Source organism: Pseudomonas sp. 05N432, assembly GCF_056396945.1.
This window is the reverse complement of the sequence record NZ_JBFTMM010000019.1, coordinates 203,368-228,718: the sequence shown is the minus strand read 5'-3', so window position 1 is coordinate 228,718 and position 25,351 is coordinate 203,368. Positions and strand designations below refer to the sequence as shown.

Annotated in this window: 22 protein-coding genes; 13 read left to right on the top strand and 9 right to left on the bottom strand. The window is 60.6% G+C overall.

Annotated elements, in window-relative coordinates; translation table 11 throughout:
* The first annotated feature begins 67 nt into the window (after window positions 1–67).
* Together AC1DHT_RS22220 and AC1DHT_RS22215 are read left to right on the top strand one after the other, a co-directional pair.
* Window positions 68–952: an MBL fold metallo-hydrolase gene (locus tag AC1DHT_RS22220; protein ID WP_477761470.1), complete on the top strand. Its 885-nt coding sequence runs from the start codon at window positions 68–70 to the stop codon at window positions 950–952.
* A gap of 95 nt (window positions 953–1,047) precedes the next feature.
* Window positions 1,048–1,662 carry an NAD(P)-dependent oxidoreductase gene (locus AC1DHT_RS22215; RefSeq protein ID WP_427536187.1) on the top strand — a complete coding sequence of 205 codons (615 nt, stop codon included), beginning with the start codon at window positions 1,048–1,050 and terminating at the stop codon, window positions 1,660–1,662.
* A 178-nt stretch (window positions 1,663–1,840) separates the two neighbouring features.
* On the opposite strand, the gene AC1DHT_RS22210 is transcribed toward AC1DHT_RS22215, so the two are convergent.
* Window positions 1,841–2,722, bottom strand: a complete 882-nt coding sequence (locus tag AC1DHT_RS22210) for a LysR substrate-binding domain-containing protein (RefSeq protein WP_103315063.1) — start codon at window positions 2,720–2,722, stop codon at window positions 1,841–1,843.
* A 159-nt stretch (window positions 2,723–2,881) separates the two neighbouring features.
* Between AC1DHT_RS22210 and AC1DHT_RS22205 the strand changes: the two genes are divergently transcribed.
* The 6 genes from AC1DHT_RS22205 (at window position 2,882) to AC1DHT_RS22180 (ending at window position 10,304) form a co-directional block, all read left to right on the top strand.
* The gene (locus AC1DHT_RS22205; RefSeq protein WP_477761469.1) at window positions 2,882–4,519 is read left to right on the top strand and encodes a 5-guanidino-2-oxopentanoate decarboxylase; all 1,638 of its coding nucleotides are present in this window, start codon (window positions 2,882–2,884) and stop codon (window positions 4,517–4,519) included.
* Window positions 4,516–5,964, top strand: coding sequence for an aldehyde dehydrogenase family protein (locus AC1DHT_RS22200; RefSeq protein ID WP_427536183.1), 1,449 nt, complete (start codon window positions 4,516–4,518; stop codon window positions 5,962–5,964). The genes AC1DHT_RS22205 and AC1DHT_RS22200 overlap by 4 nt, the downstream gene beginning before the upstream one ends.
* Before the next feature lie 216 nt (window positions 5,965–6,180).
* On the top strand, window positions 6,181–7,284 hold the full coding sequence (locus AC1DHT_RS22195) for an extracellular solute-binding protein (RefSeq protein ID WP_477761468.1): 1,104 nt from the start codon (window positions 6,181–6,183) through the stop codon (window positions 7,282–7,284).
* A gap of 195 nt (window positions 7,285–7,479) precedes the next feature.
* The gene (locus AC1DHT_RS22190; protein ID WP_477761467.1) at window positions 7,480–8,388 is read left to right on the top strand and encodes an ABC transporter permease; all 909 of its coding nucleotides are present in this window, start codon (window positions 7,480–7,482) and stop codon (window positions 8,386–8,388) included.
* Window positions 8,385–9,233: an ABC transporter permease gene (locus tag AC1DHT_RS22185; protein WP_216742091.1), complete on the top strand. Its 849-nt coding sequence runs from the start codon at window positions 8,385–8,387 to the stop codon at window positions 9,231–9,233. The genes AC1DHT_RS22190 and AC1DHT_RS22185 overlap by 4 nt, the downstream gene beginning before the upstream one ends.
* Window positions 9,234–9,248: 15 nt before the next feature.
* A complete protein-coding gene (locus AC1DHT_RS22180) occupies window positions 9,249–10,304 on the top strand; it encodes an ABC transporter ATP-binding protein (RefSeq protein WP_427536179.1) in 1,056 nt (351 codons plus the stop codon).
* 135 nt (window positions 10,305–10,439) lie between these two features.
* Here AC1DHT_RS22180 and AC1DHT_RS22175 read toward each other — a convergent pair whose 3' ends face one another.
* Entirely contained in the window at window positions 10,440–11,369 is a 930-nt protein-coding gene (locus tag AC1DHT_RS22175; protein WP_427536177.1) for an AraC family transcriptional regulator, read from the bottom strand.
* 335 nt (window positions 11,370–11,704) lie between these two features.
* Here AC1DHT_RS22175 and AC1DHT_RS22170 point away from each other — a divergent pair, with 335 nt between their 5' ends.
* Together AC1DHT_RS22170 and AC1DHT_RS22165 are read left to right on the top strand one after the other, a co-directional pair.
* Window positions 11,705–12,070: a putative quinol monooxygenase gene (locus AC1DHT_RS22170; RefSeq protein ID WP_427536175.1), complete on the top strand. Its 366-nt coding sequence runs from the start codon at window positions 11,705–11,707 to the stop codon at window positions 12,068–12,070.
* 9 nt (window positions 12,071–12,079) lie between these two features.
* Window positions 12,080–12,343 carry a hypothetical protein gene (locus tag AC1DHT_RS22165; protein ID WP_054593752.1) on the top strand — a complete coding sequence of 88 codons (264 nt, stop codon included), beginning with the start codon at window positions 12,080–12,082 and terminating at the stop codon, window positions 12,341–12,343.
* Window positions 12,344–12,352: 9 nt separating this feature from the next.
* Here the strand turns inward: AC1DHT_RS22165 and AC1DHT_RS22160 are convergent, their stop codons facing one another.
* The 6 genes from AC1DHT_RS22160 to AC1DHT_RS22135 form a co-directional block, all read right to left on the bottom strand.
* Complete coding sequence (locus AC1DHT_RS22160; RefSeq protein ID WP_427536173.1) at window positions 12,353–12,985, bottom strand: flavin reductase family protein; 633 nt, start codon at window positions 12,983–12,985, stop codon at window positions 12,353–12,355.
* A gap of 293 nt (window positions 12,986–13,278) precedes the next feature.
* Window positions 13,279–13,605 carry a hypothetical protein gene (locus AC1DHT_RS22155; RefSeq protein WP_427531778.1) on the bottom strand — a complete coding sequence of 109 codons (327 nt, stop codon included), beginning with the start codon at window positions 13,603–13,605 and terminating at the stop codon, window positions 13,279–13,281.
* A 469-nt stretch (window positions 13,606–14,074) separates the two neighbouring features.
* Window positions 14,075–15,394: an MFS transporter gene (locus tag AC1DHT_RS22150; RefSeq protein ID WP_427536171.1), complete on the bottom strand. Its 1,320-nt coding sequence runs from the start codon at window positions 15,392–15,394 to the stop codon at window positions 14,075–14,077.
* Window positions 15,395–15,716: 322 nt separating this feature from the next.
* Window positions 15,717–17,051, bottom strand: coding sequence for a sigma-54-dependent transcriptional regulator (locus AC1DHT_RS22145; protein WP_427536169.1), 1,335 nt, complete (start codon window positions 17,049–17,051; stop codon window positions 15,717–15,719).
* The gene (locus tag AC1DHT_RS22140; protein ID WP_427536317.1) at window positions 17,045–18,811 is read right to left on the bottom strand and encodes an ATP-binding protein; all 1,767 of its coding nucleotides are present in this window, start codon (window positions 18,809–18,811) and stop codon (window positions 17,045–17,047) included. The genes AC1DHT_RS22145 and AC1DHT_RS22140 overlap by 7 nt, the downstream gene beginning before the upstream one ends.
* Before the next feature lie 156 nt (window positions 18,812–18,967).
* Window positions 18,968–20,491 (bottom strand): fumarate hydratase, encoded by a 1,524-nt coding sequence (locus tag AC1DHT_RS22135; RefSeq protein WP_429539195.1) that lies wholly within the window; start codon window positions 20,489–20,491, stop codon window positions 18,968–18,970.
* 367 nt (window positions 20,492–20,858) lie between these two features.
* On the opposite strand from AC1DHT_RS22135, the gene AC1DHT_RS22130 reads away from it, so the two are divergent.
* From AC1DHT_RS22130 to AC1DHT_RS22120, 3 genes are read left to right on the top strand one after another with little or no spacing between them, the layout of a single operon-like run.
* The gene (locus tag AC1DHT_RS22130; protein ID WP_427536167.1) at window positions 20,859–21,965 is read left to right on the top strand and encodes a GGDEF domain-containing protein; all 1,107 of its coding nucleotides are present in this window, start codon (window positions 20,859–20,861) and stop codon (window positions 21,963–21,965) included.
* Window positions 21,958–22,893, top strand: a complete 936-nt coding sequence (locus AC1DHT_RS22125) for an iron-sulfur-binding ferredoxin reductase (protein WP_427536165.1) — start codon at window positions 21,958–21,960, stop codon at window positions 22,891–22,893. The genes AC1DHT_RS22130 and AC1DHT_RS22125 overlap by 8 nt, the downstream gene beginning before the upstream one ends.
* Window positions 22,894–22,921: 28 nt before the next feature.
* Window positions 22,922–23,671 carry an enoyl-CoA hydratase gene (locus AC1DHT_RS22120; protein WP_427536163.1) on the top strand — a complete coding sequence of 250 codons (750 nt, stop codon included), beginning with the start codon at window positions 22,922–22,924 and terminating at the stop codon, window positions 23,669–23,671.
* A gap of 240 nt (window positions 23,672–23,911) precedes the next feature.
* On the opposite strand, the gene AC1DHT_RS22115 is transcribed toward AC1DHT_RS22120, so the two are convergent.
* Window positions 23,912–25,228, bottom strand: a complete 1,317-nt coding sequence (locus tag AC1DHT_RS22115) for a hypothetical protein (protein WP_427536161.1) — start codon at window positions 25,226–25,228, stop codon at window positions 23,912–23,914.
* Window positions 25,229–25,351 lie beyond the last annotated feature (123 nt).

Sequence of the window (25,351 nt, the reverse complement as noted above, 5' to 3'; positions counted from 1 at the left end):
GTAGCGAGTCAGGCAACTAAGCTCTGTCCCATCGCCAAACACGGCTTATGCACAACGGAGCAGCACCATGATCGGCTTCACTTCTTTCAAGCGTCTTTTACTCGCCACCGCCACCCTGGGTTTTGCCGCTCATGCGGCAGCCGCCACGCCGGCACTGACCCTGGACGTCTACAACCCGGGCGCCGCTGCGATTTTTCCGGTGACCTCGGTACTGGTCAGCGGCKAGAAAGAAGCGATTCTGGTGGACGCGCAATTCGGCAAATCCCAGGCCGAGCAGGTGGTGGAAAAAATCCGCGCCAGCGGCAAGCAACTGACCACCATCTACATCAGCCACGGTGACCCGGATTACTACTTCGGCCTGGACACCCTCACTGCTGCTTTCCCGAAAGCCAAGGTGCTTGCCTCGCAACCGACGGTTGATCACATCAAGGCCACCGTTGAAGGCAAAGTAGCGTTCTGGGGACCGAAACTGGGTGCCGATGCACCGGCAAAAACCATTGTGCCGGGTGTGCTCAAGGGCCACAGCCTGACCCTGGAAGGCAAGCAACTCGACATCATTGGCCTCGACGGCAAACAACCGGACCGGACCTTCGTCTGGATCCCGTCGATCAAAGCGGTGGTCGGTGGTGTGGTCGTCGCGGAAAACATCCACGTGTGGATGGCCGATACTCAAAGCGCGCAGTCCCATGCCGATTGGTTGACTACGCTGAAGACCATCGACAGCCTGAAACCGAACACCATCGTTCCAGGTCATTACCTGGGTGACAGCGCACGTTCGCTGGCCGCTGTGCACTTCACCGCCGACTACATCAAGGCGTTCGACGCTGAAACTGCCAAGGCCAAAGATTCGGCCGAGCTGATCGCCGCGATGAAAAAGCGTTACCCGAACCTCGGCGAAGAAAGCTCGCTTGAACTGAGCGCCAAAGTCGCCAAAGGCGAGATGAAGTGGTAAGTCGTTTAACCCCTTGTGGCGAGGGAGCTTGCTCCCGTCCAGCGCGAACAAGCTCGCTCGCCACAGGTCACACCTAATCAACTGGAGCACTGTTCATGAGCAAGATCGCAATCATTGGCGCCACCGGTCGTGCCGGTAGCCAACTGCTGGAAGAAGCCCTGCGTCGCGGCCATAGCGTCACCGCCATCGCCCGCGACACCTCGAAAATCAGCCCGCGTGCCGGTGTTGTCTGCAAAAATTTCGACGTTGCCGATAGCGCAGCGCTGCAAGCGGCGGTTGCAGGGGCTGATGTGGTGATCAGCGCGGCACACTTTTCGACGATCCCGGCCAGCGCGATTATCGAGCCGGTCAAAAAGGCCGGCGTGAAACGTCTGCTGGTGGTCGGCGGTGCCGGTTCGCTGTTGGTGCCGGATGGCAGCAAAGTCATCGAATCCCCGAACTTCCCTGAAGAGTACAAGGCCGAGGCTACTGCCGGTGGCGTCTACCTCGACACCTTGCGTCAGGAAAAGGATCTGGACTGGACCTTCCTTTCACCGTCGGCGCTGTTCGTCGAAGGTGAGCGTACCGGCACCTTCCGTGTGGGCAAGGATGATCTGCTGGTGAGCGCCGAAGGCAAGAGCTGGATCACCTTCGCCGACTACGCGATTGCGATGCTCGATGAAGTCGAGAAGCCAGCGCATAGCCGCCAGCGGTTTACTGTCGGCTACTAATCCACAGGACACCACGCGCTCCCTGTAGCAGCTGGCGCAGCCTGCGTTCGAGCGCGTAGCGGTCGTAAAACCTGCACACGCGATTCTTCAGGTAAACCGCATGTGCCGGATTGCGAGCGCTGCGCACTCGAACGCAGGCTGCGCCAGCTGCTACGGGGGGAAGCGTTTGAGGTCAGATTCACCGCGCCTGCGCCTGCACCACCAGCCATTCCATCAATTCACGCAACTGCGGCGACGGTCCCGGTTTCTGCGGGAACACCAGGTAATACCCCAGCCCCGTTTTCACCTTCAAATCAAAGGGCATGACCAGCCGTCCGGCACTCAGGTCATCGCCGATCAACGACCAATCCCCAATCGCCACCCCCGTCCCTTGAGACGCCACGGACATCGCCAGGTCCAGGGTTTCGAAATGCTGACCCTTGCCGAGTGTGCTGAGGTTGACGTCCGCCGCTTTCAGCCAGGCCTTCCAGTCCCGCTGATCGCGCGTTGGATGCAGCAGCAAATGTTGGCTCAGGTCTGACGGGCTGTGCAGCGGCACCGGGCCGTCGAGCAGTGGCTGCGAACAGACTGGCGTCAGTTGCTCGTCAAACAGGTGCAGCGACGCCAGTGAACTGTCCGGCGGTGCGCCATACATGACGGCGGCGTCGAACTGTTCGCGATGAAAATCCACGCCATGTTGCACCGTGGTGGTCAGCTCCACCGGCACGTCCGGGCGTTCCTTTTGCCATTGCAGCAAACGCGGCAGCAGCCAGCGCATGACACAGGTCGGGGCCTTGAGCTGCAAGGTTTCGCGGTGTGCGCCGACCTGTTCCACCGCCTCATCGATCAAGCCGAACACTTGCTGAATCCGTGGCAACCACTCAAGCCCTTCGGCCGTCAGGCTCAAACCGCGTGCCTGACGGTGGAACAGCGTGTAGCCCAAATGTTCTTCCAGCCCGGCGATCTGCCGGCTCACCGCGCCCTGAGTGATGTGCAGCTGCTCGGCCGCCCGGGTGAAATTGCAGCACTGGGCCGTGATCAGGAACGTGTGCAGCGCGGGAAGGGGGGGAAGTCGTTTCATGGGACGCCAAGGCATGAGGTGAGGACATGGCGAGTATGACTTTTTATCGATTGTTGCGGCTACCCGCTGACCGTTCCAATAACGCCATGACTGAGCACCGCGGCGCGCCATCCAATGCCGCGCGGGGCCAGCGTCTCAACGAACAAGAAGGGTAAAGATATGGCGACGTGCGGCGAAGTATTGGTCAAGTTACTCGAGGGTTACGGGGTCGAGCAGGTGTTCGGCATTCCCGGCGTGCATACCGTTGAGCTGTATCGCGGGCTGGCCCGTTCGAGCATCAACCACGTTACTCCGCGACACGAGCAGGGTGCCGGCTTCATGGCCGACGGTTATGCCCGCACCAGCGGCAAACCGGGTRTGTGCTTCATCATCACCGGCCCCGGCATGACCAACATCACCACGGCGATGGGCCAGGCCTACGCCGATTCGATCCCGATGCTGGTGATCTCCAGCGTGCAATCGCGCAACCAGTTGGGCGGTGGACGCGGCAAGCTGCACGAGCTGCCGAACCAGGGCGCACTGGTGGCTGGCGTTGCGGCGTTCTCCCACACGCTGATGTCCGCTGCTGAATTGCCGGGCGTGCTGGCCCGTGCCTTCGCCTTGTTCCAGGCCGGTCGTCCGCGTCCGGTGCACATTGAAATTCCGCTCGACGTGCTGGTCGAAGACGCCGATGCCTTGCTCACCAGCCAACCGGTGAACATCACTCGCGCCGGCGCAGCACCGTCGGCCGTGGCGCAAATGAGCGAACTGCTGGCCAACGCCAAACGCCCATTGATCCTCGCCGGTGGCGGTTCGATCGATGCAGCGGCCGAGCTGACCCGACTCGCTGAATTGCTTGATGCACCGGTGGCGCTGACCATCAATGCCAAAGGCATGCTGCCGTCGGCTCACCCGTTGCTGATCGGTTCGACCCAAACGCTGGTGGCCACCCGCGCCCTGGTGGCTGACGCCGATGTGGTCCTGGCCATCGGCACTGAACTGGCCGAGACCGACTACGACGTGACCTTTGCCGGTGGCTTTGAAATTCCTGGCACTTTGTTGCGGGTCGACATCGACCCGGACCAGACCGTGCGCAATTACCCGCCGAAGGTGGCGCTGGTCTCCGATGCGCAAAGCGCGGCCCAGGCCTTGCTCGACGGCGTGGCCAAACATTCGCTGGCCGAGCGTTGCAGCGACTGGGGCCAGGCTCGCGCCGCCAGCTTGCGTGCCGAACTTGAAACCATCTGGGATGCACCAACCCGCGCGCAGACGCTGTTCCTGCAGACCGTGCAGGATGAGTTGCCGGAAGCGGTATTTGTCGGCGACTCGACCCAACCGGTGTACACCGGCAACCTGACGTTCAACCCGGAGCGCCCGCGTCGCTGGTTCAACTCGTCGACCGGTTACGGCACCCTCGGCTATGCCTTGCCGGCGGCCATTGGCGCGTGGCTCGGCGGTGGTCAGGAACGCAACAGTCGTCCACCGGTGGTGTGCCTGATCGGCGACGGCGGCCTGCAATTCACCTTGCCGGAACTGGCCAGCGCGGTGGAAGCACGCACCCCGGTCATCGTCCTGCTGTGGAATAACCAGGGCTACGAAGAGATCAAGAAATACATGGTCAACCGCGACATCGAACCGGTTGGCGTGGACATCTACACCCCGGATTTCATCGCCGTGGCCAAAGGCCTGGGTTGTGCGGCACACGCCGTCAGCGGCGTTGAAGAACTGCGCGCGGCACTGCGTGCAGCCACTGATCGCCAGGGCCCGACCCTGATCGAAATCGATCAGACCCAGTGGATGAAGGCGGTGTCGGCATGAGCTTTCCAATCATCCAGGACGGTTTGTATATCGATGGCCAATGGTCGGCTGGCGACGAGCATTTGCGGGTCATCAATCCGGCGACCGAAGCGCTGTTGACCACCGTCAAGGGTGGCGATCAGCGCGCGGTTGATCAAGCGGTCACAGCGGCCAGTGCGGCGTTTGTGCAGTGGTCGAAAACCACCGGTGCCGAACGCGGCGCGGTGCTGCGCAAGATCGCCGATGGAGTGCAGGCACGCCGTGAACGCTTGATGCACTTGCAGTCGAGCAACAACGGCAAGCCACAGTTCGAAGCGGGCATCGACGTCGATGACGTGATCGCCACGTTCGAGTATTACGCGGGTCTCGCTGAAGCGCTGGACGCCGGCCAGGACCGCGTTGTGGAACTGCCGAGCGAAGACTTCGCCGCCCGCGTGCGCCGTGAAGCGTGCGGTGTGGTCGGATTGATCGTGCCGTGGAACTTCCCGATGGTCACCACTGCCTGGAAGCTCGCACCAGCCTTGGCAGCGGGCTGCTGCGTGGTGCTCAAGCCTTCGGAAGTCACGCCGCTGCCGGAGCTGGAACTGGCGGCGATCATCGCCGAGAGCGGCTTGCCCAACGGTGTGTTCAACCTGGTCTGCGGTACGGGGCTGGCGGTCGGTGCACCGCTGTCGGCCGATCCGCGGGTGGCGAAAATTTCCTTCACCGGCAGCAACGCGGTGGGCGTTCAGGTCATGCAGCGTGCGGCGGAAACCGTTAAGGGCGTGAGCCTGGAGTTGGGTGGCAAATCCTCGCTGCTGGTGCTGGCGGATGCTGATCTCGACCTGGCCGTGGAGCTGGCCAGTGGCGGTGGTTTCTTCAATGCCGGGCAGATGTGTTCGGCCACCAGCCGAGTGTTGGTCGCCGATGAACTGGCGGATGAATTCCTGCTGCGCCTGACGGCGCGGGCCAATGCGATTCGCGTGGCCGACCCGTTTGATCCCGAGGTTGAAATGGGCGCGTTGGTCAATCAGGCGCAATACCAGCGCGTGCTGGGCCACATTGATCGCGGCTTGAGCGTGGGCGCGCGGCTGGTCTGTGGCGGTGACCGGCCTGCCGATCTGCCACACGGCTATTTTTTGCGGCCGACCATTTTCACCGAAGTGCCCCTCGACAGTGCGTTGTGGTGCGAAGAGATTTTTGGCCCGGTGCTCTGTGTCCGCAGTTTTGCCACGGAGCAAGAGGCGATCGAGCTGGCCAACGACAGCCAGTTCGGTCTGGTGGCCAGCGTGGTCAGCGGTGACCCGCTGACCGCCGAACGGGTCGCCAACGCCTTGCAGGCCGGGTTGGTATGGATCAACGCGCCGCAGGTGATCTTCCCGCAGACGGCCTGGGGCGGCTACAAGCAGAGCAGCATCGGCCGCGAGTTGGGGCCGTGGGGCTTGCAGGCGTTTCAAGAAATAAAGCATGTGATTCGCGCCGTCTGACAGCACGAAAACGGCCCACGCATGCCTCGTAACGAGGCATGCGCCAGGGACATGGCACCAATGATTTTTTTTCGATTGTTGCGCGTTTTGCGTGACCTCAGGATGAACCCGCAGACCTCGCTACAGCCCTTGTAACACGGGGCTGGCAGCGGATCGAAGAGCGCGGGCGCAAGGGATGCTCCTAACTCATACCTACAACAATAAAGGGAGTCCTTCATGGGCGATCATGATCTGAACAGAAGACAATTCATCAAGACCGTCGGTGTTGCATCGGTTGCGGCGGCGGCCATGAGCATGCCGTTCATCCGCGCCAACGCCAGTGACACACGTTTTCAGGGCAAGACCCTGCGGCTGTTGACCTGGTCCGATGACACCGGGCTTGCGGCGCTGCGCAATATCGCCGCGACCTTTGAAGCCAAGACCGGCGCCAAGGTCATTGCGGACCGTACCGGCAGTACTTCGGAAATGGTCGCCAAACTGAAGGCCGGTGGTGATCGCCCGCAATACGACGTCATCACCCTGGCTGGCGTCGGCGCTGAAGGTCTGGCCGCTGCCGGGTTGCTGGAAAAGCCGGACCTGAACCGCATTCCCAACCTGATCGACATACCGGAGAAATACCGCACCGGGGCCAACGGTCACGGCATCGGTTATCTGCTCTGGTGCAACAGCCTCGTCTACAGCAGCCGCACTCAGAAAGAAGCCCCGGATAGCTATGCGGCCCTGTGGGACGCGGACCTGGCGCCGAACATCTTCCTGCCGCCGCCGAACTGGACCGAGGCCATGGACCTGATCATCATCGCCGCCAAACTGGCCGGTGGTGACGAACACAACATCGAGCCCGGCTTCAAGAAACTCGCCGAGCTCAAGAGCCGCGTGGTGACTTTGGGGGAAAACCCGAACCAGATCGCCGAACTGTTCCGCACCGGCTCCCTGGACATGGGTGGGCTGTACGCTCCAGCGTTCTTCCCGAAACAGATCCGCGATCCGAACTACGGTCTGAGCGCAACCTTTGGCATGAAGGAAGGTTTCTACACTGACCTGATGCAGTCGGTCATGCCGAAGAACCGTCCGGGCGATACCGACCTGGCCTATGCCTTCATCAACCACTCATTCGATCCGCTGGTGCAGGGCAAGATGGCCGAAGACATCTACAACGGTCCGGTCAACGCCAAGGCAATCATCTCTGCCGAAGCGCGCAAGAGCCCGTACATCCTGACGCCAGAGCAGATTGCCGAGAAGGCGATCATGCACGACAACGCCTTCCTGGCGACTGTGCATGACCAATGGATTCGTCGCTACACGGAAATCTTCTCTTCCTGATCGAGTGCCGAACACAGGCCCTTCAATCACCGAAGATCCCCTGTGGGAGCGAGCCTGCTCGCGATAGCGATCTGTCAGTTACATCAATGTCGACAGGCAGGCTGCAATCGCGAGCAGGCTCGCTCCCACATGGGGTCAATAGGTCTTGGAAATCCTGTGTTCACTCAGCTGCTTTCCATTGACGAGACCATTGCTATGGAACACCAACCTCTGACCCAAACGGTCAGCCCCGTTGCCGTACGCCCGAGCTTCGGCGTTTCGCCGACGACGCGCGCCTGGTTATTTCTTTCGCCATCGATGCTGTTTCTCGGTGTGCTGATTGCTGCCAGCCTGCTGGTGTTGCGCATGAGCGTGGGCACCAAGGGCGCGGAATGGAGCGGTTTCAGCCTGGCCAGTTATGCCCAGCTGCTGGAACCCTATTACCTCAAATCCCTGCTGCTGACCTTGCGTCTGGCATTGATCAGCGCGGTGATTGCCGTACTGCTGGCAATCCCGGTGGCGTACACCATGTCGCGCCTGACTTCTCCGTTGCTACGTCGAGTGTTTCTGGCCGCCGTGCTGTTGCCGTTGCTGGTCAACCTGTTGCTGCAAAGCTACGGCTGGCTGGTGATCCTGGGGCCTGGCGGGATGCTCAATCAGGCGCTGATGGGCCTGGGCCTGATCAAGCGTCCGATCATGCTGCTCTACAACCAGAACGGCGTATTGATGGGCCTGGTCCAAACCGCTTTCCCGTTGGCCGTGTTGCCGATTGCCAGCGCCATGCGCGGCGTTGCCCGCACTTACGAGGAGGCCGCAGCGACCTTGGGTGCGAGCCGCCTGAAGGTGTTTTTCCAGGTGGTGCTGCCGATGAGCATGCCGGGAATCATCACCGGCGCGACCCTGGTTTTTGCCTATAACGCCAGCAGCTTTGTGGTGCCCTTGCTGCTCGGTGGTCGGCGCGTGCCGATGCTCGCGGTGATGGTGCATGACCAGATCGCCCCGCTGATGAACTGGCCAGCCGCTTCCGCGGCGGGTGTGGTGCTGATCGTCACCACGCTGGCCATCATGACCTTGTCCGAATACAYCACTGGCCGTCGTCGGCGCATGCTGGAGGCTTCGCAATGAGCACGTTGAGCAAGAAGCGCCTGTCGCTGTTACCGGGCGATACCGGTAAATTTGCCGGGATCCTTTCAGGCGTCATCCTGTTTCTGGCGGTGTTGCCGATCCTGACCATGATTGTCATGTCGTTCAGTGGTTCTTCGAACCTCGACTTCCCACCCAGCAGTTACAGCCTGCAATGGTACAAGGCCGCCTGGCACACCTTTGCGTCCCCGGACGCCAGCGATGTGCTGAGCCTGGGCAAAGCCATGACCACCAGCCTGATGGTGTCGTTCATGGCCATGATCTTCGCGACCCTCGTTGCGGTGCCGGCGGCTTATGCGCTGACCCGCCTGGAGTTTCGTGGCAAAGCCGTGGCACTGCAGTTGATGTCACTGCCATTGGTGTTTCCGATGGTGGTACTGGGCCTGGCGTTGCTGCTGGTGTTCGACAGCCTGCCGTTCCAGATGACGGTGTCGCGACTGGTGATTGCCCACGTGATCCTGGCCTTGCCGTTCGTGGTGAAAAACTGCACGGCGGCGATGCTGTCCATCGGCAGCGAAGTCGAAGAGGCCGCACAAATGCTCGGCGCTTCGCCGATGCGGGCGATTGTCGATGTGGTCGTGCCGTTGATGAAGTCGGGGATCCTCGCCGGGATGCTGCTGGCGTTCATTGTCTCGTTCAACGAGTTCACCGTGACGTACTTCCTGTACACCATCGATGTCATGACGGTGCCTATCTGGATGTTCAGCCGCACCGTGTCGTCGCTGGACCCAACCGTATTCTCGTTTGCCGTGCTGATCGTGCTGATCGACTTCGTCCTCATTTGGGCGTTGGAGAAGCTGGTCGGTGAAGGTGGCGTTTCCTTTTGATTTGAGGTGAGCAACATGACTGGTTTGATTCTGGAAAACGTCGAGAAGCGTTACGGCACGGCGTGTGCGGTCAAGGACGTCAACCTGCACCTGCCTGAAGGCAAACTGGTGTGTTTTCTTGGCCCTTCGGGCTGTGGCAAAACCACCTTGCTGCGAATGATCGCCGGCCTGGAAACCCTTTCCGACGGCGAGATTCGTCTGGACGGTGAAGACATCGGCAACACGCCGGCGCACCTGCGTAACTTCGGCATGGTGTTTCAGTCGCTGGCGCTGTTCCCGCACATGACGGTCGGCGAGAACATCGCCTATCCGCTGAAACTGCGTGGCGTGAGCAAGGCCGATCAGCAGGCGCGGGTGGTGGAGTTGCTGGAACTGATTCAGCTGCAAGAAATGATTGATCGCCCGGTTGCGAAACTCTCCGGTGGTCAGCGTCAGCGCGTGGCGATTGCCCGGGCGATTGCCTCACACCCGAAAATCCTCCTGCTCGACGAACCGCTGTCGGCCCTCGATGCCAAGCTGCGCGAATCGATGCAAGTGGAGATTCGCCAGCTACAGCAACGCCTGAACATCACCACCATCATGGTCACCCACGACCAGCGCGAAGCCATGACCATGGCCGATATCGTGGTGGTGCTGGGGCAGAATCGGGTGCAGCAGGTCGGCACGCCGATCGAGATCTACCGGCATCCGGCCAACGAGTTCGTCGCTGACTTTATCGGCTCGGGGAACATTTTCCCAGCCACCGCATTGGGTGACGGCAAAGTCGGTTTGCCCGGTGGCGATGCGCTTCAGGTGCCGATTTGCAGCAGCATCGTGGTCGGCGAAAAGGTCAAGATGCTGGTGCGTCCGGAAGACCTCCAGCTGTCGCACCCTCAGGCAACCGCAGGCAATCGCTTGCTGGGCAGGGTGACGTTCGTGCGCGATATCGGCGCGACCATCGAAACCACGGTCGAGTGTTCCGGGGTGACGCTGACAGCCTTGAGCACGCCGTGCCAGGGCATCGGCCTGAGCATCGGCAATCCGGTGTCGGTGACCATTCCGCCCGAAGCCTGCCGCGTACTCGCCGCCTGACTTACTGGCCCTATCGCGAGCAGGCTCGCTCCCACACTGGATCGTATGTGTACACAAGATTTGTGAACACTTCAGATTAAATGTGGGAGCGAGCCTGCTCGCGATGAGGCCGGCACAGCCTGCCGAAAAGTCAGATCAAACAGACATCCGCAACCGTGCCAGATCCCGCAACGGCGGCGCGCCAAACAGCCGGCTGTACTCGCGGCTGAACTGCGAGGGGCTTTCATAGCCCACGCGGTAACCTGCCGCCGAGGCATCGATGCCCTCGGCGAGCATCAAGCGCCGCGCCTCTTGCAGGCGAAGTTGCTTCTGATACTGCAGTGGACTCATCGCCGTCATCGCCTTGAAGCGATGGTGCAGGGTCGACACGCTCAGGTTCACTTCCCTGGCCAACTCATCAATGCGCAACGGCTGCTCATAGTTGCCGTTGAGCCATTTGATTGCCTGGCCGATGCGATGGCTCTGGCTGTTGGCAACGGCGATCTCATACAGCCGGTGCCCCTGCTGGCTGCGCAACAAGCGATAGAGAATCTCCCGACGAATCAGCGGCGCGAGCATGGCGATGTCTTTCGGGGTGTCGAGCAAGCGCGCCAGGCGCAGCACGGCATCGAGCATCGGCTGATCCAGTTGTTCGACATACAGGCCGCGCCCGGCAGGGCGGGTGGGCACGCCAATGGGCCCGGCGTCGGCAATCAATGCGGTGATTTCCGCCGGGTCGATATCCAGGCGCAAGGCGAGGATCGGCTTATCTGGCGAGACATCGACCACTCGTCCGCTGAGCGGCATCGAGACCGAGACCACCAGATAGTTGAGCGGGTCGTAGTTGAAGACGTCGTCGGCCAGCCGAACTTCCTTGCGCCCTTGGGCCATGATGCACAGTGCCGGCTGCGCGAGCACCGGGGCGAAGTCATGGGACTGGCTGTGACGCGACAAAAACAACGAGCCGATGGCGGTCGCGTAGCTGCCATCTTCGCAGGTATTACGTCGAATGATTGCCGAGAGCTCCACACGCTGTTTTTCCATGTTGGCGTCCAGCGGGGCGTGAGTGGAATCCAGAGATGACATGCAAAACATCCTCGGCAAGGAGATGGAATGAGCACAGCTTAAATTTGTGCAAGTCCAGGCGGTAGGCGAATCCTGCGCAAAACTTGCCTGATCCTGCTGTGTGGTCGGATTCAGCATAGAGAACGTGAATAGAACGCGGGAAAACTTGCTTGAAACCCCTTTGTCACATTCCAGGATCAGAGCTTGCCATGGCACGGCGATAACTCTGTTTGCGTGCAGGATTGTGCAACAAGCCGGCAGGAATCGACTAACGGGCCTAACCCCCGTCGCTTAATCTCTGTTCCTGTCGCAGCTTCTCTCAGGCTGCCGATCGTCTACATCAGGGAGAGTCGAACATGTCCACGCAGATCCCCGTCAGCCATATGGCTTTTGTCCGCGCCCGTGCAGGCCGCTCGATGGAGTTGGGCGCGCGTTTGAGCAGCCTGATCGAACCGTCACGTCAGGCCAATGGTTGCCTGCACTTTGCCTTGCAGCATTCGTTGTGCGATCCCGAACTGTGGCTGGTGTCCGGTTTTTGGGTCGATCAGCAGGCCATGACCGCCTATTTCGGCACCCCGGCCATGCAGATCTTTGCCGAGCTGGTGCAAGAGTTGGTGGTCAACAGCCTGGATTTTCACACCTTCAGCGAAGTCTCGGCGGCTCAGGCCCACGGCGAATATCCGCAGTTGAACAGCGCCTCACTTCACCAGTTGGCCAGCTGACGGTTTAGAATGGCCGACTTTCCATTGGCCAGGATCCGCGACATGGCACGTAAAGAGTTTGCACAGTTCGAAGCTGTTTCCGCCGTAGTACCGGGTGAGGGAGGTTACAGCGCCGCCATCGCCGTCAAAGCCCTGGGTGGCTCAGGCGCCCCGCGTTTTCACAAAATCCTCGATGAACAGAAATTCAAGACCGCCTTCGAAGCCGATCAGGCTGCCGAGCAGAAGCTTGAGCAGTTGACCGACGTCGCTGAAGACGGCGAACTGGTCTGGTAACGATTTGACCTATGCCTTGGTGGCCCCCGGGCGGAACATCTTGAACAAGGCCTCAGGCCCCAGCTGGAAATAATCCGCCGGCCCGCCGCCGCGCAGAATCGGTTCTGCCGCGGCGGTGTCGTACACCCCATCCTTGAGCAGCCACTTGGCGATATGCACGGCGACCACTTCGCCGAGGATCAGCCAGCTCGGCACCACCTCTTTGTTTGCGCGTTGCAACTGAATGATCTGCGTGACCTTGCATTCGAAGGACACCGGGCTTTCAGCGACGCGTGGCACCTGAATGATTTTCGAGGTCGCTGGCGTCAGCCCGGCCAGTTCGAATTCGTTGACGTCGGCCGGGACCATCGCGCAACTCTGGTTCATCTGCTCGGCCAAAGGGCGGGTGGCCAGGTTCCAGGCGAATTCGCCGGTCTGCTCGATGTTGTTCAGGCTGTCTTTACGGCCGACGCTTGAAAACCCGATGATCGGCGGAATGTAGTTGAACGCGTTGAAAAAACTGTACGGCGCCAGGTTCGACCGACCTTCGGCATCCTGTGAGGAAATCCAGCCGATAGGCCGCGGGCCGACGATGGCGTTGAACGGGTCGTGGGGCAGGCCATGGCCCAGGGCAGGTTCGTAGTAGTGAATGTCGTCGGGCATTGCGCGGGTTCCTGTATGCAAGGCTTGGAGGGATGAAGGCCATAGTGCAAGGGCTGATGGCTTATTTCCAGCTGTTATGGGGCATCAAAACAATGAGCGTTCCTGTGGGAGCGAGCTTTTGTGGGAGCGAGCCTGCTCGCGATGACGGCTTATAATTCAACATTGCAGTTGACTGTCAGACCGCTATCGCGAGCAGGCTCGCTCCCACAGGGACTGTGTGGCTTCAGACATTTCTTGTCCCCCCTAAAACAACTAAGCCCGGCCGAGGCCGGGCTGTGAAGTCTGCCCAAGGTTCAGCTGATAGCGGCGGCAGTACCGGTGCGATCAAAACCGTCGGCGGCGATAGCGTCGGCGGTGCCGGTGTGATCAAAGCCGTCAGACGCAACCTTGGCCGAGCCGGTGCGATCGAAGCCGTCAGCAGCGACTTTGGCCGAGCCAGTGCGGTCGAAGCCATCAGCGGCGAAAGACGCCGAGCCTGTGTGATCGTAACCATCAGCCGCCACAGCGGCAGAACGTTCAGCGGTGAAAGCGCCTGAACCGGTGCGGTCATAACCGTCGGCAGCGAAGGTGTTGGCGGCCAGTACGGAGAGGGTCAGGGCGAAGATCAGTTTGGTTTTCATGATGTGTTCTCCAAGTGTGTTTGCGTGTTGTGCGTTGGGTATGGAGCTCATACTACGCAAGTAAATTTGATTAAAAAGCGCAAATAAATGCTAAAAACAATCGATTAAGTAGATGTTAAGGCCGTAGAAGAGTATTTCCAGACACTGCTTCGAGGCCTGCATTGTGTATACGCACGAGACGTCGATATGGATTCAAGCGGCGACAGAACCAGAGTGTCGGCAGGGCATTAACGGATCGTTATCGGTTCGTCGCGGGTTTGGCGGGGGGGATTGGTGGTGTGCAGTACAAGTACGCGAGTCGTGGGGCTGCCGAGGTGTCTTGATCGGCTCGGGGCCGAGTAGCGGCCATCGCGAGCAGGCTCGCTCCCACACTGACCGAGTCAGACACAGATTTTATGTCTGACATCGATCTAATGTGGGAGCGAGCCTGCTCGCGATGGGGCCAGTACTGCCAGCCTCGATGTAATGGTCAGTCAGTTTCGATCCGCGAGTGTTTGCGGGTGTCCTTCATAGTCACATACACCAGCAACGACACCGCGATGCAGGCCGTGACATACCAGTAATAACCGGTTTCCATGCCGATGCTTTTGAACCAAAGGGCGATGTATTCAGCGGTCCCGCCGAAGATCGACACGGTCAGCGCATACGGCAGGCCGACGCCCAGCGCGCGGATTTCAGTCGGGAACAGCTCGGCTTTGACCACCGCGTTGATCGAGGTGTAGCCGCTGACGATGATCAGCGCCGCCATGATCAGGAAGAACGCGCCCCACCAGGTCTGGATGGTGTGCAGGGTGGTGAGGATCGGCACGGTGAACAGGGTGCCGAGAATGCCGAAGGCAATCAGGATTGGCCGCCGTCCGACTTTATCCGACAGGCCGCCGATGACCGGTTGCAGGCACATGAACAGGAACAGCGTGGCCGCCGAAATGGTGGTGGAGTCGGAGATGCTCATGCCGACCGTGTTCACCAGGTATTTCTGCATATAGGTGGTGTAGGTGTAGAAGGCCAGGGTGCCGCCCATGGTCAGGCCAACCACGGTCATCAGTTCCTTGGGATGACGCAGCAGGGTGCGCATCGCGCTTTCTTTGGACTTCTCTTTCTTGGCGAATGACTCGGTTTCTTCCATCCCGCGACGCAGGTACAACGCGACGATGGCACACAGTGCGCCGATGCCAAACGGAATCCGCCAGCCCCAGTCGTACAGTTGTTCGGTGGTCAGGGTTTGCTGCAGCACGATCAGCACGCCGAGGGCGATGAGCTGGCCGGAGATCAGCGTGACGTACTGGAAGCTCGAGAAGAAGCCGCGACGTTCCTTGGTCGCCATCTCGCTCAAATAGGTGGCCGAGGTGCCGTACTCGCCACCGACCGACAGGCCCTGCAGCAAGCGGGCGAATACCAGCAGAATCGGTGCGCCGACGCCGATAGTTTCATAACCCGGGCTCAAGGCGATGATCAGCGAGCCGAAGCACATCAGGTACACCGACGCCATCAACGCCGCTTTACGTCCGGCGCGGTCGGCATACAGGCCCATCAGCCAGCCGCCGATCGGGCGCATCAAAAAGCCCACGGCGAAAATCGCAGCGGTGTTCAGCAGTTGAGCGGTGGTGTCGCCTTTGGGGAAAAAGGCTTTGGCGAAATACAGCGAGAAGGCGGCGTAGACATACCAGTCGTACCACTCGACCATGTTGCCGACAGAGCCGCTGAAGATCGATTTGATGCGGCTGGCCGTGGTCTTTTCTTTGGCAGGCACAGCGGCCGACCCAAGAGGCAGGGTTTGTGAGTTATCCATGACGGATCCTTCATTTAATTGTTTTTGTGGAGCGCGCGTAAGCGCAGCCTGGGAGGGCTATAGCAGGAGCTGTGCCAAGGGGGAGAGGGCCGGTTTAGAGGGGGTGGCGGGAATGAGTGAGCGGAAATCCGCTTATTCAGATTGGGTGGTAGGCGAAAAGCCGCTTATCCAGTTCATTGATTTGCGTTGTCTGTACCTGCCTCATCGCGAGCAGGCTCGCTCCCACACTTGATCCAGGGTGTACATAAATTTTGTGTAATACGCCGATCCACTGTGGGAGCGAGCCTGCTCGCGATGAGGCAGGTACAGACACTACAAAAACTCAGCTTTCTCGCAGGAACATCTCTCGGCTCAGCCCATGCCGCTGCATCTTTTCATTGAAGGTCCGGCGCGGCAGTTGCAGTTCTTCCAGCACGGCTTTGATATCGCCCTTGTGCCGGGTCAGCGCGGCGCGCAGGCAGTGGGCTTCGAAGGCTTCCTGCTGGGCGGCGAGGGACTGGCCGGGTTCGATGCCGACCGGTTCCGGCTCACCCAGGCCCAACACCTGGCGCTCGGCGACGTTCGCCAGTTCGCGCACATTGCCCGGCCAGTCGTGGCTCAGCAACCGACTCAACTGCGGGCCGCTCAGAGGCGGGAAGCTGCGTCCCAGCCGCTGGGCGGCGGCGTGAGCGAAGTGTTCGAACAACAACGGAATGTCCTCACGCCGCTCGCGCAACGGCGGCAGGCGCAACTCCGCGACATTCAGCCGATACGCCAGGTCTTCGCGAAAACGCCCGGCTCGGGCTTCATCGAGCAGGTCGGGTTTGGTTGCGGCAATGATCCGCAAGTCCACGTGAATGCTCTGGTTGGAGCCCAGTCGCTCGAGCTTTTGCTCCTGCAACACCCGCAGTAATTTGACCTGCTGAGCCAGCGGCATGCTTTCGATTTCATCGAGGAACAAGGTGCCGCCATCGGCGTATTCAAGCTTGCCGATGCGTTTGCCCTGAGCGCCGGTGAAGGCGCCGCTTTCATGACCGAACAACTCGGCTTCGAACAACTGCTCGGGGATTGCCGCACAGTTCAGTGCCACGAACGGCTTGTCGGCGCGCGGGCCGAAATCATGCAGACAGCGGGCGACCAGTTCTTTGCCGCTGCCGGTTTCGCCGCGGATCAGCACGTTCACCGGCAGCGCCGCGAGGTCCAGCACTTGTCGGCGCAGGGTCTGCAAACCACGGGAGACGCCGAGCAGGCTGGCGTCGAGTTTGCTGCGGTTATCGGCCTGTTCGTGCAGGGCGCGGTTTTCCAGTACCAGCCGACGTTTGTCCAGCGCCCGGCGCAGACTGCTGAGCAAGGTTTCCGGGCTGAAGGGTTTTTCGAGGAAGTCGTAGGCGCCATCGCGCATGGCTTCAACCGCCATCGGCACATCGCCGTGGCCGGTCAGCAGGATCACCGGCAAATCGGCGTCCCGCTGTTGCAGCCGGGCCAGCAGTTCCAGGCCGGTCATGCCGGGCATCCGCACATCGCTGAGGATCACCCCCGGGAAATTCGCCGGTAACTGCGCCAGGCATTCATCGGCACGGCTGAACAGTTTGACCTCGAATCCCGAGAGGCTCAGCCACTGTTCGACGGCATCACGAATACTGCTCTCATCGTCGACCACGATCACTGCGTTCAACATTGAATGTGCGCCTCCAGATCGATGGGCAAGGTGAGGGTGAAGATGGCGCCGTCGCCGTGATTGTCGGCGCTCAGGCGACCGCCGAGTTCATGCACGATGGCGAACGATACCGCCAGCCCGAGGCCCAGGCCATCACCCACCGGTTTGGTGGTGAAGAACGGATCAAAGACTTTCGGTAGATCCTGCGGCGCAATACCGCCACCGCTGTCGGAGACCGTCAGGCGCCATAGCTGCTGATCGGCTTCAAGACGGATTTCCAGGCGCTTGACGGGTTTGTCACGCATCGCATCGAGGGCATTGCGCAGCAGATTGATCAGCACCTGTTCCAGGCGAATCGCATCGCCGCGAACCCAGGCCGGGCGACTCAGGTGCAACACACTGTCGATCTGTTCATCGCGCAGCCGAGCGTCAAGCAACTGCAAGGATTGATCGACCACCGCTGCCAGGTCCAGCCGCTCGCGCAAACCGCAGGGGCTTTTACGGGCGAATGTCTTGAGGTGACTGGTGAGGGCGGCCATGCGCGTCAGCATCTCATCCACCGGCTTCAGCGCTTTATACGCGTCGTCGATCCGGCCGTGATCGAGCAACAGGCGCAAGGTCGCCAGCTGCATGCGCTGGGCAGTGAGTGGCTGGTTGATTTCATGGGCCAGGGCCGCCGACATTTGCCCCAGCGCCGCGAGTTTGGCTGATTGCACCAGACCGTCCTGAGCGGTGCGCAGCTCGCGGGTGCGCTCTTCGACCAAGCGTTCAAGCTCTTCGCGGCTGCGCTGACGCAACCTGGCCAGACGCCAACGCTGGTTGAGAAACAGCAATAAAAACACCAGCGTCAGCCACACTCCGGCAGCGGCCAGCCCGGCGTTTCGCACATCTTCGAAGGCCACCTGCGGGCGCCGCAACAGGTGTAACGTCCAGCCTTCGGTGCTCAAGGGCAGCGATTCCCAGAGGTAATCCGCTGTGCCGTCGGGGCCGTCGACGCGGGCCAGATAACTGTTCTGGTCAAAGCGCCGAATCGGTTGATGGTCGAGCGGGGTCAGCGGTTGCCTGTCGTATTGGCGGGTGGTTTTAAGCTCGGCGCGATCAGTGTCCGACAGCGTGCCCAGCAACCGATAGCGCCATCCCGGCTGATTGGCGATAAACACAATGCCTCGCGCATCGCTGACCAGCAGGGTGTCGCTGCCCTGACGCCATTCGCGCTCCAGTTCCGGAAACTCGAGTTTCACCACCATGGCGCCGAGAAACTCGCCGTTGTCCGCCGTCACCGCACTCGACAGAAAATAGCCGGGAATCCCGCTGGTCACGCCCACCGCGTAAAAGCGCCCGGCGCCCTGGCTGCGGGTTTGGCTGAAGTAGGGCCGAAAGCCGTAGTTGTGGCCGACGTAACTGCTGGGCAAGCGCCAATTGCTGGCGGCCACCGCAAGGCCGGTGTGATCCAGCAGTTCCAGGGTGGACGACTGGGCCGCGCCGTTGATCTTTTCCAGTTTTCGGTTCAGCGCATCCTGCTGCTGCGGGCTGACCGGGCCATCGAGCGCCAAGCGCAGTTCCGGGTCCAGCGCCAGTACGGCGGGCAGGGCACGGTAACGTTCGATCAGCGTGTGCAGGGAATTGGCGTACAGCGCCAGTTGCTGATTGGCGCGGGCGGCATCGTCCACCTCGGCCTGGCGTTCGGCGTGGCGCATGGCCAGGCCGGCTGCCAATGCAGCGCCAGCAAGGATCAGCAGGGTATACAGCGTCAGGCGTAGTGGACGAGCGATCGCAAGCATGGCGTAAGAAACAGTCAGCAATACGGGCGCGCACCATAGCATGCAGTGGTGCAGGAGGGCTTGACCAAAGGCACCGTTGGCGAGTCGTTATGGAGAATAAAAAAAGCCGCGCTGTCTTTGCAAACAGCGCGGCTTTTTTTTCCAGCGGTTAAAGGCTTATTGCACTTCTACCGCCAGGCTTTCACTGATTTTCTTCTGCCAGATGGCAGGTCCGGTGATGTGCACCGACTCGCCCTTGCTGTCGACCGCAACGGTCACCGGCATGTCTTTGACGTCGAACTCGTAGATCGCTTCCATGCCCAGTTCGGCGAACGCCACGACGCGGGATTTCTTGATCGCTTGCGCCACCAGGTAAGCCGCGCCGCCCACTGCCATCAGGTAAACAGCCTTGTGGTCCTTGATCGCTTCGATCGCGGTCGGGCCACGTTCGGATTTGCCGATCATGCCCAACAGGCCGGTTTGCTCGAGGATCTGGCGAGTGAACTTGTCCATCCGCGTAGCGGTGGTCGGGCCGGCTGGGCCCACCACTTCTTCGCGCACCGGATCGACCGGGCCGACGTAGTAGATGAAGCGACCCTTGAGGTCCACCGGCAGGGTTTCACCCTTGTTCAGCATCTCGACCATGCGCTTGTGCGCGGCGTCGCGACCGGTGAGCATCTTGCCGTTCAGCAGGACGGTTTCGCCCGGCTTCCAGCTCTGCACTTCTTCCGGGGTCAGGGTGTCGAGGTTGACGCGGCGAGCCGACGGGCCGGCTTCCCAGACGATTTCCGGGTAAGCGTCCAGCGGTGGCGCTTCCAGCGACGCCGGGCCAGTGCCGTCGAGCACGAAGTGCGCGTGACGGGTGGCGGCGCAGTTGGGGATCATGCACACCGGCAGGGAGGCGGCGTGGGTCGGGTAATCCATGATCTTCACGTCGAGCACGGTGGTCAGGCCACCCAGGCCCTGGGCGCCGATGCCCAGTTGGTTGACCTTCTCGAACAGCTCCAGGCGCATCTCTTCGATACGGTTCTGCGGGCCGCGCGCTTTCAGCTCGTGGATGTCGATGGACTCCATCAACACTTCCTTGGCCATCACTGCGGCTTTCTCGGCGGTGCCGCCGATGCCGATGCCGAGCATGCCCGGTGGGCACCAGCCAGCGCCCATTTCCGGAACGGTTTTCAGCACCCAGTCAACAATCGAGTCAGACGGGTTGAGCATGGCCATTTTCGACTTGTTCTCGGAACCGCCGCCCTTGGCTGCCACGTCGACTTCCACGGTGTTACCCGGGACGATCGAATAGTGGATCACCGCCGGGGTGTTGTCCTTGGTGTTTTTCCGTGCACCGGCCGGGTCGGCCAGGATGGAAGCACGCAGGACGTTTTCCGGCAGGTTGTAGGCGCGACGCACGCCTTCGTTGATCATGTCGTCCAGGCTCATGGTCGCGCCATCCCAGCGCACGTCCATACCTACGCGCACGAACACGGTGACGATGCCGGTGTCCTGGCAAATCGGACGGTGGCCGGTAGCGCACATGCGCGAGTTGATCAGGATCTGCGCCATCGAATCGCGGGCTGCCGGCGACTCTTCACGCAGGTAGGCCTCGTGCATCGCCTGGATGAAATCCACGGGGTGGTAGTAGGAAATGAACTGCAGGGCGTCAGCAACGCTCTGAATCAGGTCGTCTTGCTTGATCACGGTCATGAGTCGCGCTCCTCTAAAAGACGGGAACATTCAATAAGGTGCTTGCAGTTGGGGTGCATCGGTCGGCTGCAAACACCTTTACAAGGCACGCCGGGGTTGCTGGCGCGACGCTAAAAAGGCGCGGCAGTATAACGCGCCTCGAAGCCGGGCACACCCGCCGGCAGTCAAACCTTGGTCGCATGAACAGGAACATGGCAAGAGACGAAAGCTTCACACAATCATGTAGCAGCTGCCAAAGGCTGCTACGAAGTGGGTGATGTATCACCTTAAAATTGAATGGTCATTCTTGAGGTGCAACACTAAAGTGGCATCCGGCATTTCAGGGTAGGACACTGTTATCAGCCCCCTTCGCACGGTGAGCCAACGATTGACCCATAACGCTATCCAGAGTCTGTTGCTCAAGCGCTTTATTCTGGCGACGGGCACCTATGCGCTGGCGTTATTGCTGCTGTGGCTGGCGATTCTCAGCGGTCACTATCAAGGGCCGGTGCGCGGTGCGGTGATCGGCACGCTGCTGGTGATACTCAGCCAGTCGGTGCTGTTCGCGGTGTTTTCCTCCGGGCGCAATCTGCGCTTTGCCGACCCGAGCCTGACCGAAGTTCAAGTGCTGCTGGGGCTGGGCTGGCAGACCTGGCTGATCGCTCATCTGGACTCGGCTCGCGGCGCCTTCCTGGTGTTCTACCTGCTGATTCTGTTATTCGGCCTGTTCCATCTGCCGCGCCGGGCGTTCATCCGATGTGCGGCCTTGGTCTTTTTCAGCTTCGCGGGCCTTAACCTCTGGGAAGGCTATCACCTTGAACTGGTCGACCCGGTGCTGGCGGCGCTGCAAGTCTGCGTGTTGTTTATCGTGCTGGTCTGGCTGACGCTGTATGCCAGCTACGTTCAGACCTCGCGCCAACGCATGCGCAAGCGGCGGTTTGCCTTGCAAGCGCATCAAGACACCTTGCGCGGGATGATGCGCCAACTCGAAGACCTTGCGACCACCGACGAACTCACCGGGCTGTTCAACCGCCGGCATTTTCTACGCCTGGCCTCGCGCGAACTGCGCAGCATGGAAGAGGGCGTGGTGCATGGCCTGGCACTGATTGACCTCGACTATTTCAAACGTATCAATGACAGGTATGGCCATGCGGCCGGCGATCAGGTGTTGCAGGCGTTCGCCGGTGTCGCCACCGCCTGCCTGCGTGAAGACGATGTACTGGCGCGTTATGGCGGTGAGGAGTTTGTGTTGTTGCTACCCGATTGTGATCCCGAGCGCCTGACCTCTTGCTGCGAGCGGCTGCGCATTGCCTTTACCGAGGTCGAACTGGTCGGTCTGCAGGTGCAGGACCTGAGCCTGTCCGCCGGCATGACCTTGCTTGAGTCGGGCGACGATCTGGATGGCGCCTTGCAGCGTGCCGATCAGGCGCTGTATCGCGCCAAGCGTGACGGTCGCAATCGCTGCGCCGCCGCCTGGGAAAACGCCGATGCCTGATCTAAGGGTGGGCGAACTTCAGTGGTCGGTGGCTGCGGGCAGCAACCTGCTCGACGCGCTGAACCAGAACGGCATGCACGTGCCTTACAGCTGCCGCGCCGGCAGTTGCCACGCGTGTCTGGTGCAGTGCCTCAAAGGCGAGGTGAGCGACCGCCGTCCCGATGCGCTGAGTGCCGAGCAACGTGAGCGAGGTTGGCGGCTGGCCTGTCAGTGCGAGGTCGTCGATGACCTGCAGGTGGCGGTGTTCGATCCGCTGCGCGACGGCTTGCCGGCCACCGTTGAGGCTGCCGATTGGTTAAGCCCCAGCGTGTTGCGCCTGCGCTTGCAGCCCGAGCGTCCGTTGCGTTATCAGGCCGGGCAGCATCTGGTGCTGTGGGCCGGCAACGTGGCACGGCCGTATTCGCTGGCCAGCCTGCCGCAGGAAGATCGCTTTCTGGAGTTTCACCTCGACTGCCGCTTGCCGGGCGCATTCAGCGATGCGGCACGCTTGCTGAAAATCGGTGACCCGATTCGCCTGGGCGAGTTGCGCGGCGGTGCGCTGCATTACGACCCCGACTGGCAAACCCAACCGCTGTGGCTGCTGGCGGCCGGCACCGGATTGGCGCCGTTGTTCGGTGTCTTGCGTGAGGCGTTGCGCCAGGATCATCAAGGTCCCATCCGGGTGATTCACCTGGCCCATGATGCCAGCGAGCATTACCTGGCCAAACCCTTGGCGGCGCTGGCGGCACAGCGTCCCAACCTTAGCGTCGAGCTGTTGACGGCGGCTGAGCTGACCGTGGCTTTGGCGCAATTGCGCCTTGTTTCCCGGCAAACCCTGGCTTTACTCTGCGGGCACCCCGACAGCGTCGACGCCTTTGCCCGACGCCTGTACCTGGCAGGGCTGCCGCGCAATCAACTGCTGGCCGATGTTTTCGTGCCGCGGGGTTGAACGCGAAATCACTTTCACGAGACTCACCATGACGAACGCCATCCTGCTGGAACGTGAGCGCGGGCTGCTGACCTTGCGCCTCAACCGCCCGGACAAGAAAAACGCCCTGACCCGCGCGATGTACAGCCAGTTGGCGGACGCCTTGCTACAGGCCGACGCCGACCCCGAGATCAACGCCATACTGATCACCGGCACCCGTGAATGCTTTACCGCGGGCAACGACATTGCTGATTTCCTTGAAGAACCGCCGAGCGACCTCGCCAGCCCGGTGTTCCAGTTCATGCGCAACCTGCTGGAATGCCGCAAACCGGTGATCGCGGGCGTGGCTGGCGCTGCGGTGGGCATTGGCACCACCTTGCTGCTGCATTGCGACCTGGTGTACATCAGCGCGGATGCGAAGTTGCGCATGCCGTTCGTCAACCTCGGGCTGTGCCCGGAGTTCGGTTCCAGCCTGATCCTGCCGCGCTTGCTCGGGCAGGCCAAAGCCGCCGAACTGTTGCTGCTGGGCGAAGGTTTCAATGGTGAACAAGCCGCCGCCTGGGGCATCGCGACCCAAGCGTTGCCCACAGGTGAGGCTGCACTGGCCAAGGCGCGCGAGATGGCATTGCGCTTCGAAACACTGGCGCCCGAAGCGGTGCGCATCAGCAAACAGCTGATGAAAGCCCCGGACCGCGAGCAACTGCGCAAAGTGATCGAGGAGGAGGGCAACCTGTTTGTCCAGCGGTTGCGCTCGCCGGAAGCGATTGCGGCGTTGTCGGGGTTTATCAACAGATCCTGAATCGTTGTTGGCTGGGCCGAAGCTATCGCGAGCAGGCTCGCTCCCACAGAGTTAAGGGTTGAATACAACATCTGTGAACACCACAGATCAACTGTGGGAGCGAGCCTGCTCGCGATAGCGGTAGCGCAGGCACCGCAACTGCCAGATTGGAAACCAAAAAGCCCCGCCATTCACATGACGGGGCTTTTGCGTTTCAACGGTCGGTGACTCAGACCCTCTTGTCGCCAACGTGCAGGATCTTCATGCCGTTGGTGCCGGCGAGGCTGCGGGGTTCAGGAAGCGGGCAAGTAGCGCAGCAGGGCTGAGACCGTTTGCCCAATCGCCCACGATCAGCACATTCCCGTCAGCTTGTAAGGTCATGCGGTGTGCGACGGTGTATTGGTTCTCGAATTGGGTGGCGTTCCAGCCTTTCCCTTCGTGGCCAAAGCCCTCATCCAGCATGCCGTTTAGGTGATAGCGAACTACCAAAAATGAAGGGCTACCGTTTTCCTGTGCCAATCTCCCGGACGCGATGATTTTCCCGGCAAACAGTCCAACATCCCAAAAACCGACATGTTTTTCGAGGGATTGAAACAGTACCTTACCGTCATTGAATGTTGGTACAAGTTCACCTTGGTCGTTGACGCAAGCCAGCACGCCCTGTGACGGAGACGACGCCGAACCGGCTGCAAGAACAGCGCCTTCGGAATACTGGACAAGCTTTCTGAGCGCGAGACTGGGGTTCTCGAACAGTTTGAAACCTTTGTCGGCGAAGGCTTGGTCGAAAGAACCATCCTCATTCACACGAGCCACCATGCCATGACCTGCCAATGTTCCGCACACCGTGATTTTTCCGTTATGCACCAAAATGTCCTCGATGGTGCTATTGCCCCAGTGTTGATTGGTAACGGCGACATAACCGGTGTTGTTGAAGGTGGTGTCAAACGAGCCGTCACTGTTGAGGCGGATCAGTAGCGCGACCTGGGCAATCCAGATCGGCATGTACATTCGCATGACCACATAGATTTTCCCATCCGCCACCGTGCAAGGCCCCGAGGCGTCCATGCTGGTGGTCGCCTGCGGTGTAAAATCCAGTCCAAGGTCTTTGGCAAGGATTTCAGGCAGTTTGACCGTCAGCTGACCGTCCACGCAAAACGCCCTATCCAAACGCCCGTCGAGATGAAGGCGAGCGAGCACAACGTCACCCTTTTTCGTATCGATACCGGACAGCAGGATTCTGGGTTCACCCCCGACGGTGGGAAAAAGGATCTGGCGCAGATGGGTGTCTTGCGTGGGGCCAAAACGCACGACTACAAATCCATCCTTGCCGAATGCCCTATTTAAAGTTCCATCTTTATGCAGGCAGGCGACACCTAGCTGATGGAAGATGTCAAAGCCGTCGACGTTGGCGTCGACGCCGCCGCCAACGTAGATATTGCCCTCATATTCGGCAATACATTCGCCTGAAGTATCTCGTGCACCGGGAAAACGCAGAATGACTTTACCGTCTTTGTTTTCACCAAATTCCGGGTCTAGACCATCGGCGGCTCGAGCGGTCAACTCTGTGTACTGGCTCATCGTTCTAATCCTTTAATCGGAGAGGGTTATCCGTAGAAAACTTCCAATGACGAGCTGCAACAGCCAAGCGCGAGTAGCCTTGATGACAGCGATAGCAGCAGTGGACGGAAACGATTAAAGGGG

Coding starts and splice junctions, on each gene's coding strand:
- AC1DHT_RS22125 (WP_427536165.1), top strand. CDS start 21,958: ATGCCTGATCTAAGGGTGGGCGAACTTCAGTGGTCGGTGGCTGCGGGC.
- AC1DHT_RS22155 (WP_427531778.1), bottom strand. CDS start 13,605: ATGAAAACCAAACTGATCTTCGCCCTGACCCTCTCCGTACTGGCCGCC.
- AC1DHT_RS22160 (WP_427536173.1), bottom strand. CDS start 12,985: ATGCCCGACGACATTCACTACTACGAACCTGCCCTGGGCCATGGCCTG.
- AC1DHT_RS22210 (WP_103315063.1), bottom strand. CDS start 2,722: ATGAAACGACTTCCCCCCCTTCCCGCGCTGCACACGTTCCTGATCACG.
- AC1DHT_RS22115 (WP_427536161.1), bottom strand. CDS start 25,228: ATGAGCCAGTACACAGAGTTGACCGCTCGAGCCGCCGATGGTCTAGAC.
- AC1DHT_RS22120 (WP_427536163.1), top strand. CDS start 22,922: ATGACGAACGCCATCCTGCTGGAACGTGAGCGCGGGCTGCTGACCTTG.
- AC1DHT_RS22195 (WP_477761468.1), top strand. CDS start 6,181: ATGGGCGATCATGATCTGAACAGAAGACAATTCATCAAGACCGTCGGT.
- AC1DHT_RS22170 (WP_427536175.1), top strand. CDS start 11,705: ATGTCCACGCAGATCCCCGTCAGCCATATGGCTTTTGTCCGCGCCCGT.
- AC1DHT_RS22140 (WP_427536317.1), bottom strand. CDS start 18,811: ATGCTTGCGATCGCTCGTCCACTACGCCTGACGCTGTATACCCTGCTG.
- AC1DHT_RS22150 (WP_427536171.1), bottom strand. CDS start 15,394: ATGGATAACTCACAAACCCTGCCTCTTGGGTCGGCCGCTGTGCCTGCC.
- AC1DHT_RS22215 (WP_427536187.1), top strand. CDS start 1,048: ATGAGCAAGATCGCAATCATTGGCGCCACCGGTCGTGCCGGTAGCCAA.
- AC1DHT_RS22165 (WP_054593752.1), top strand. CDS start 12,080: ATGGCCGACTTTCCATTGGCCAGGATCCGCGACATGGCACGTAAAGAG.
- AC1DHT_RS22135 (WP_429539195.1), bottom strand. CDS start 20,491: ATGACCGTGATCAAGCAAGACGACCTGATTCAGAGCGTTGCTGACGCC.
- AC1DHT_RS22185 (WP_216742091.1), top strand. CDS start 8,385: ATGAGCACGTTGAGCAAGAAGCGCCTGTCGCTGTTACCGGGCGATACC.
- AC1DHT_RS22175 (WP_427536177.1), bottom strand. CDS start 11,369: ATGTCATCTCTGGATTCCACTCACGCCCCGCTGGACGCCAACATGGAA.
- AC1DHT_RS22145 (WP_427536169.1), bottom strand. CDS start 17,051: ATGTTGAACGCAGTGATCGTGGTCGACGATGAGAGCAGTATTCGTGAT.
- AC1DHT_RS22200 (WP_427536183.1), top strand. CDS start 4,516: ATGAGCTTTCCAATCATCCAGGACGGTTTGTATATCGATGGCCAATGG.
- AC1DHT_RS22180 (WP_427536179.1), top strand. CDS start 9,249: ATGACTGGTTTGATTCTGGAAAACGTCGAGAAGCGTTACGGCACGGCG.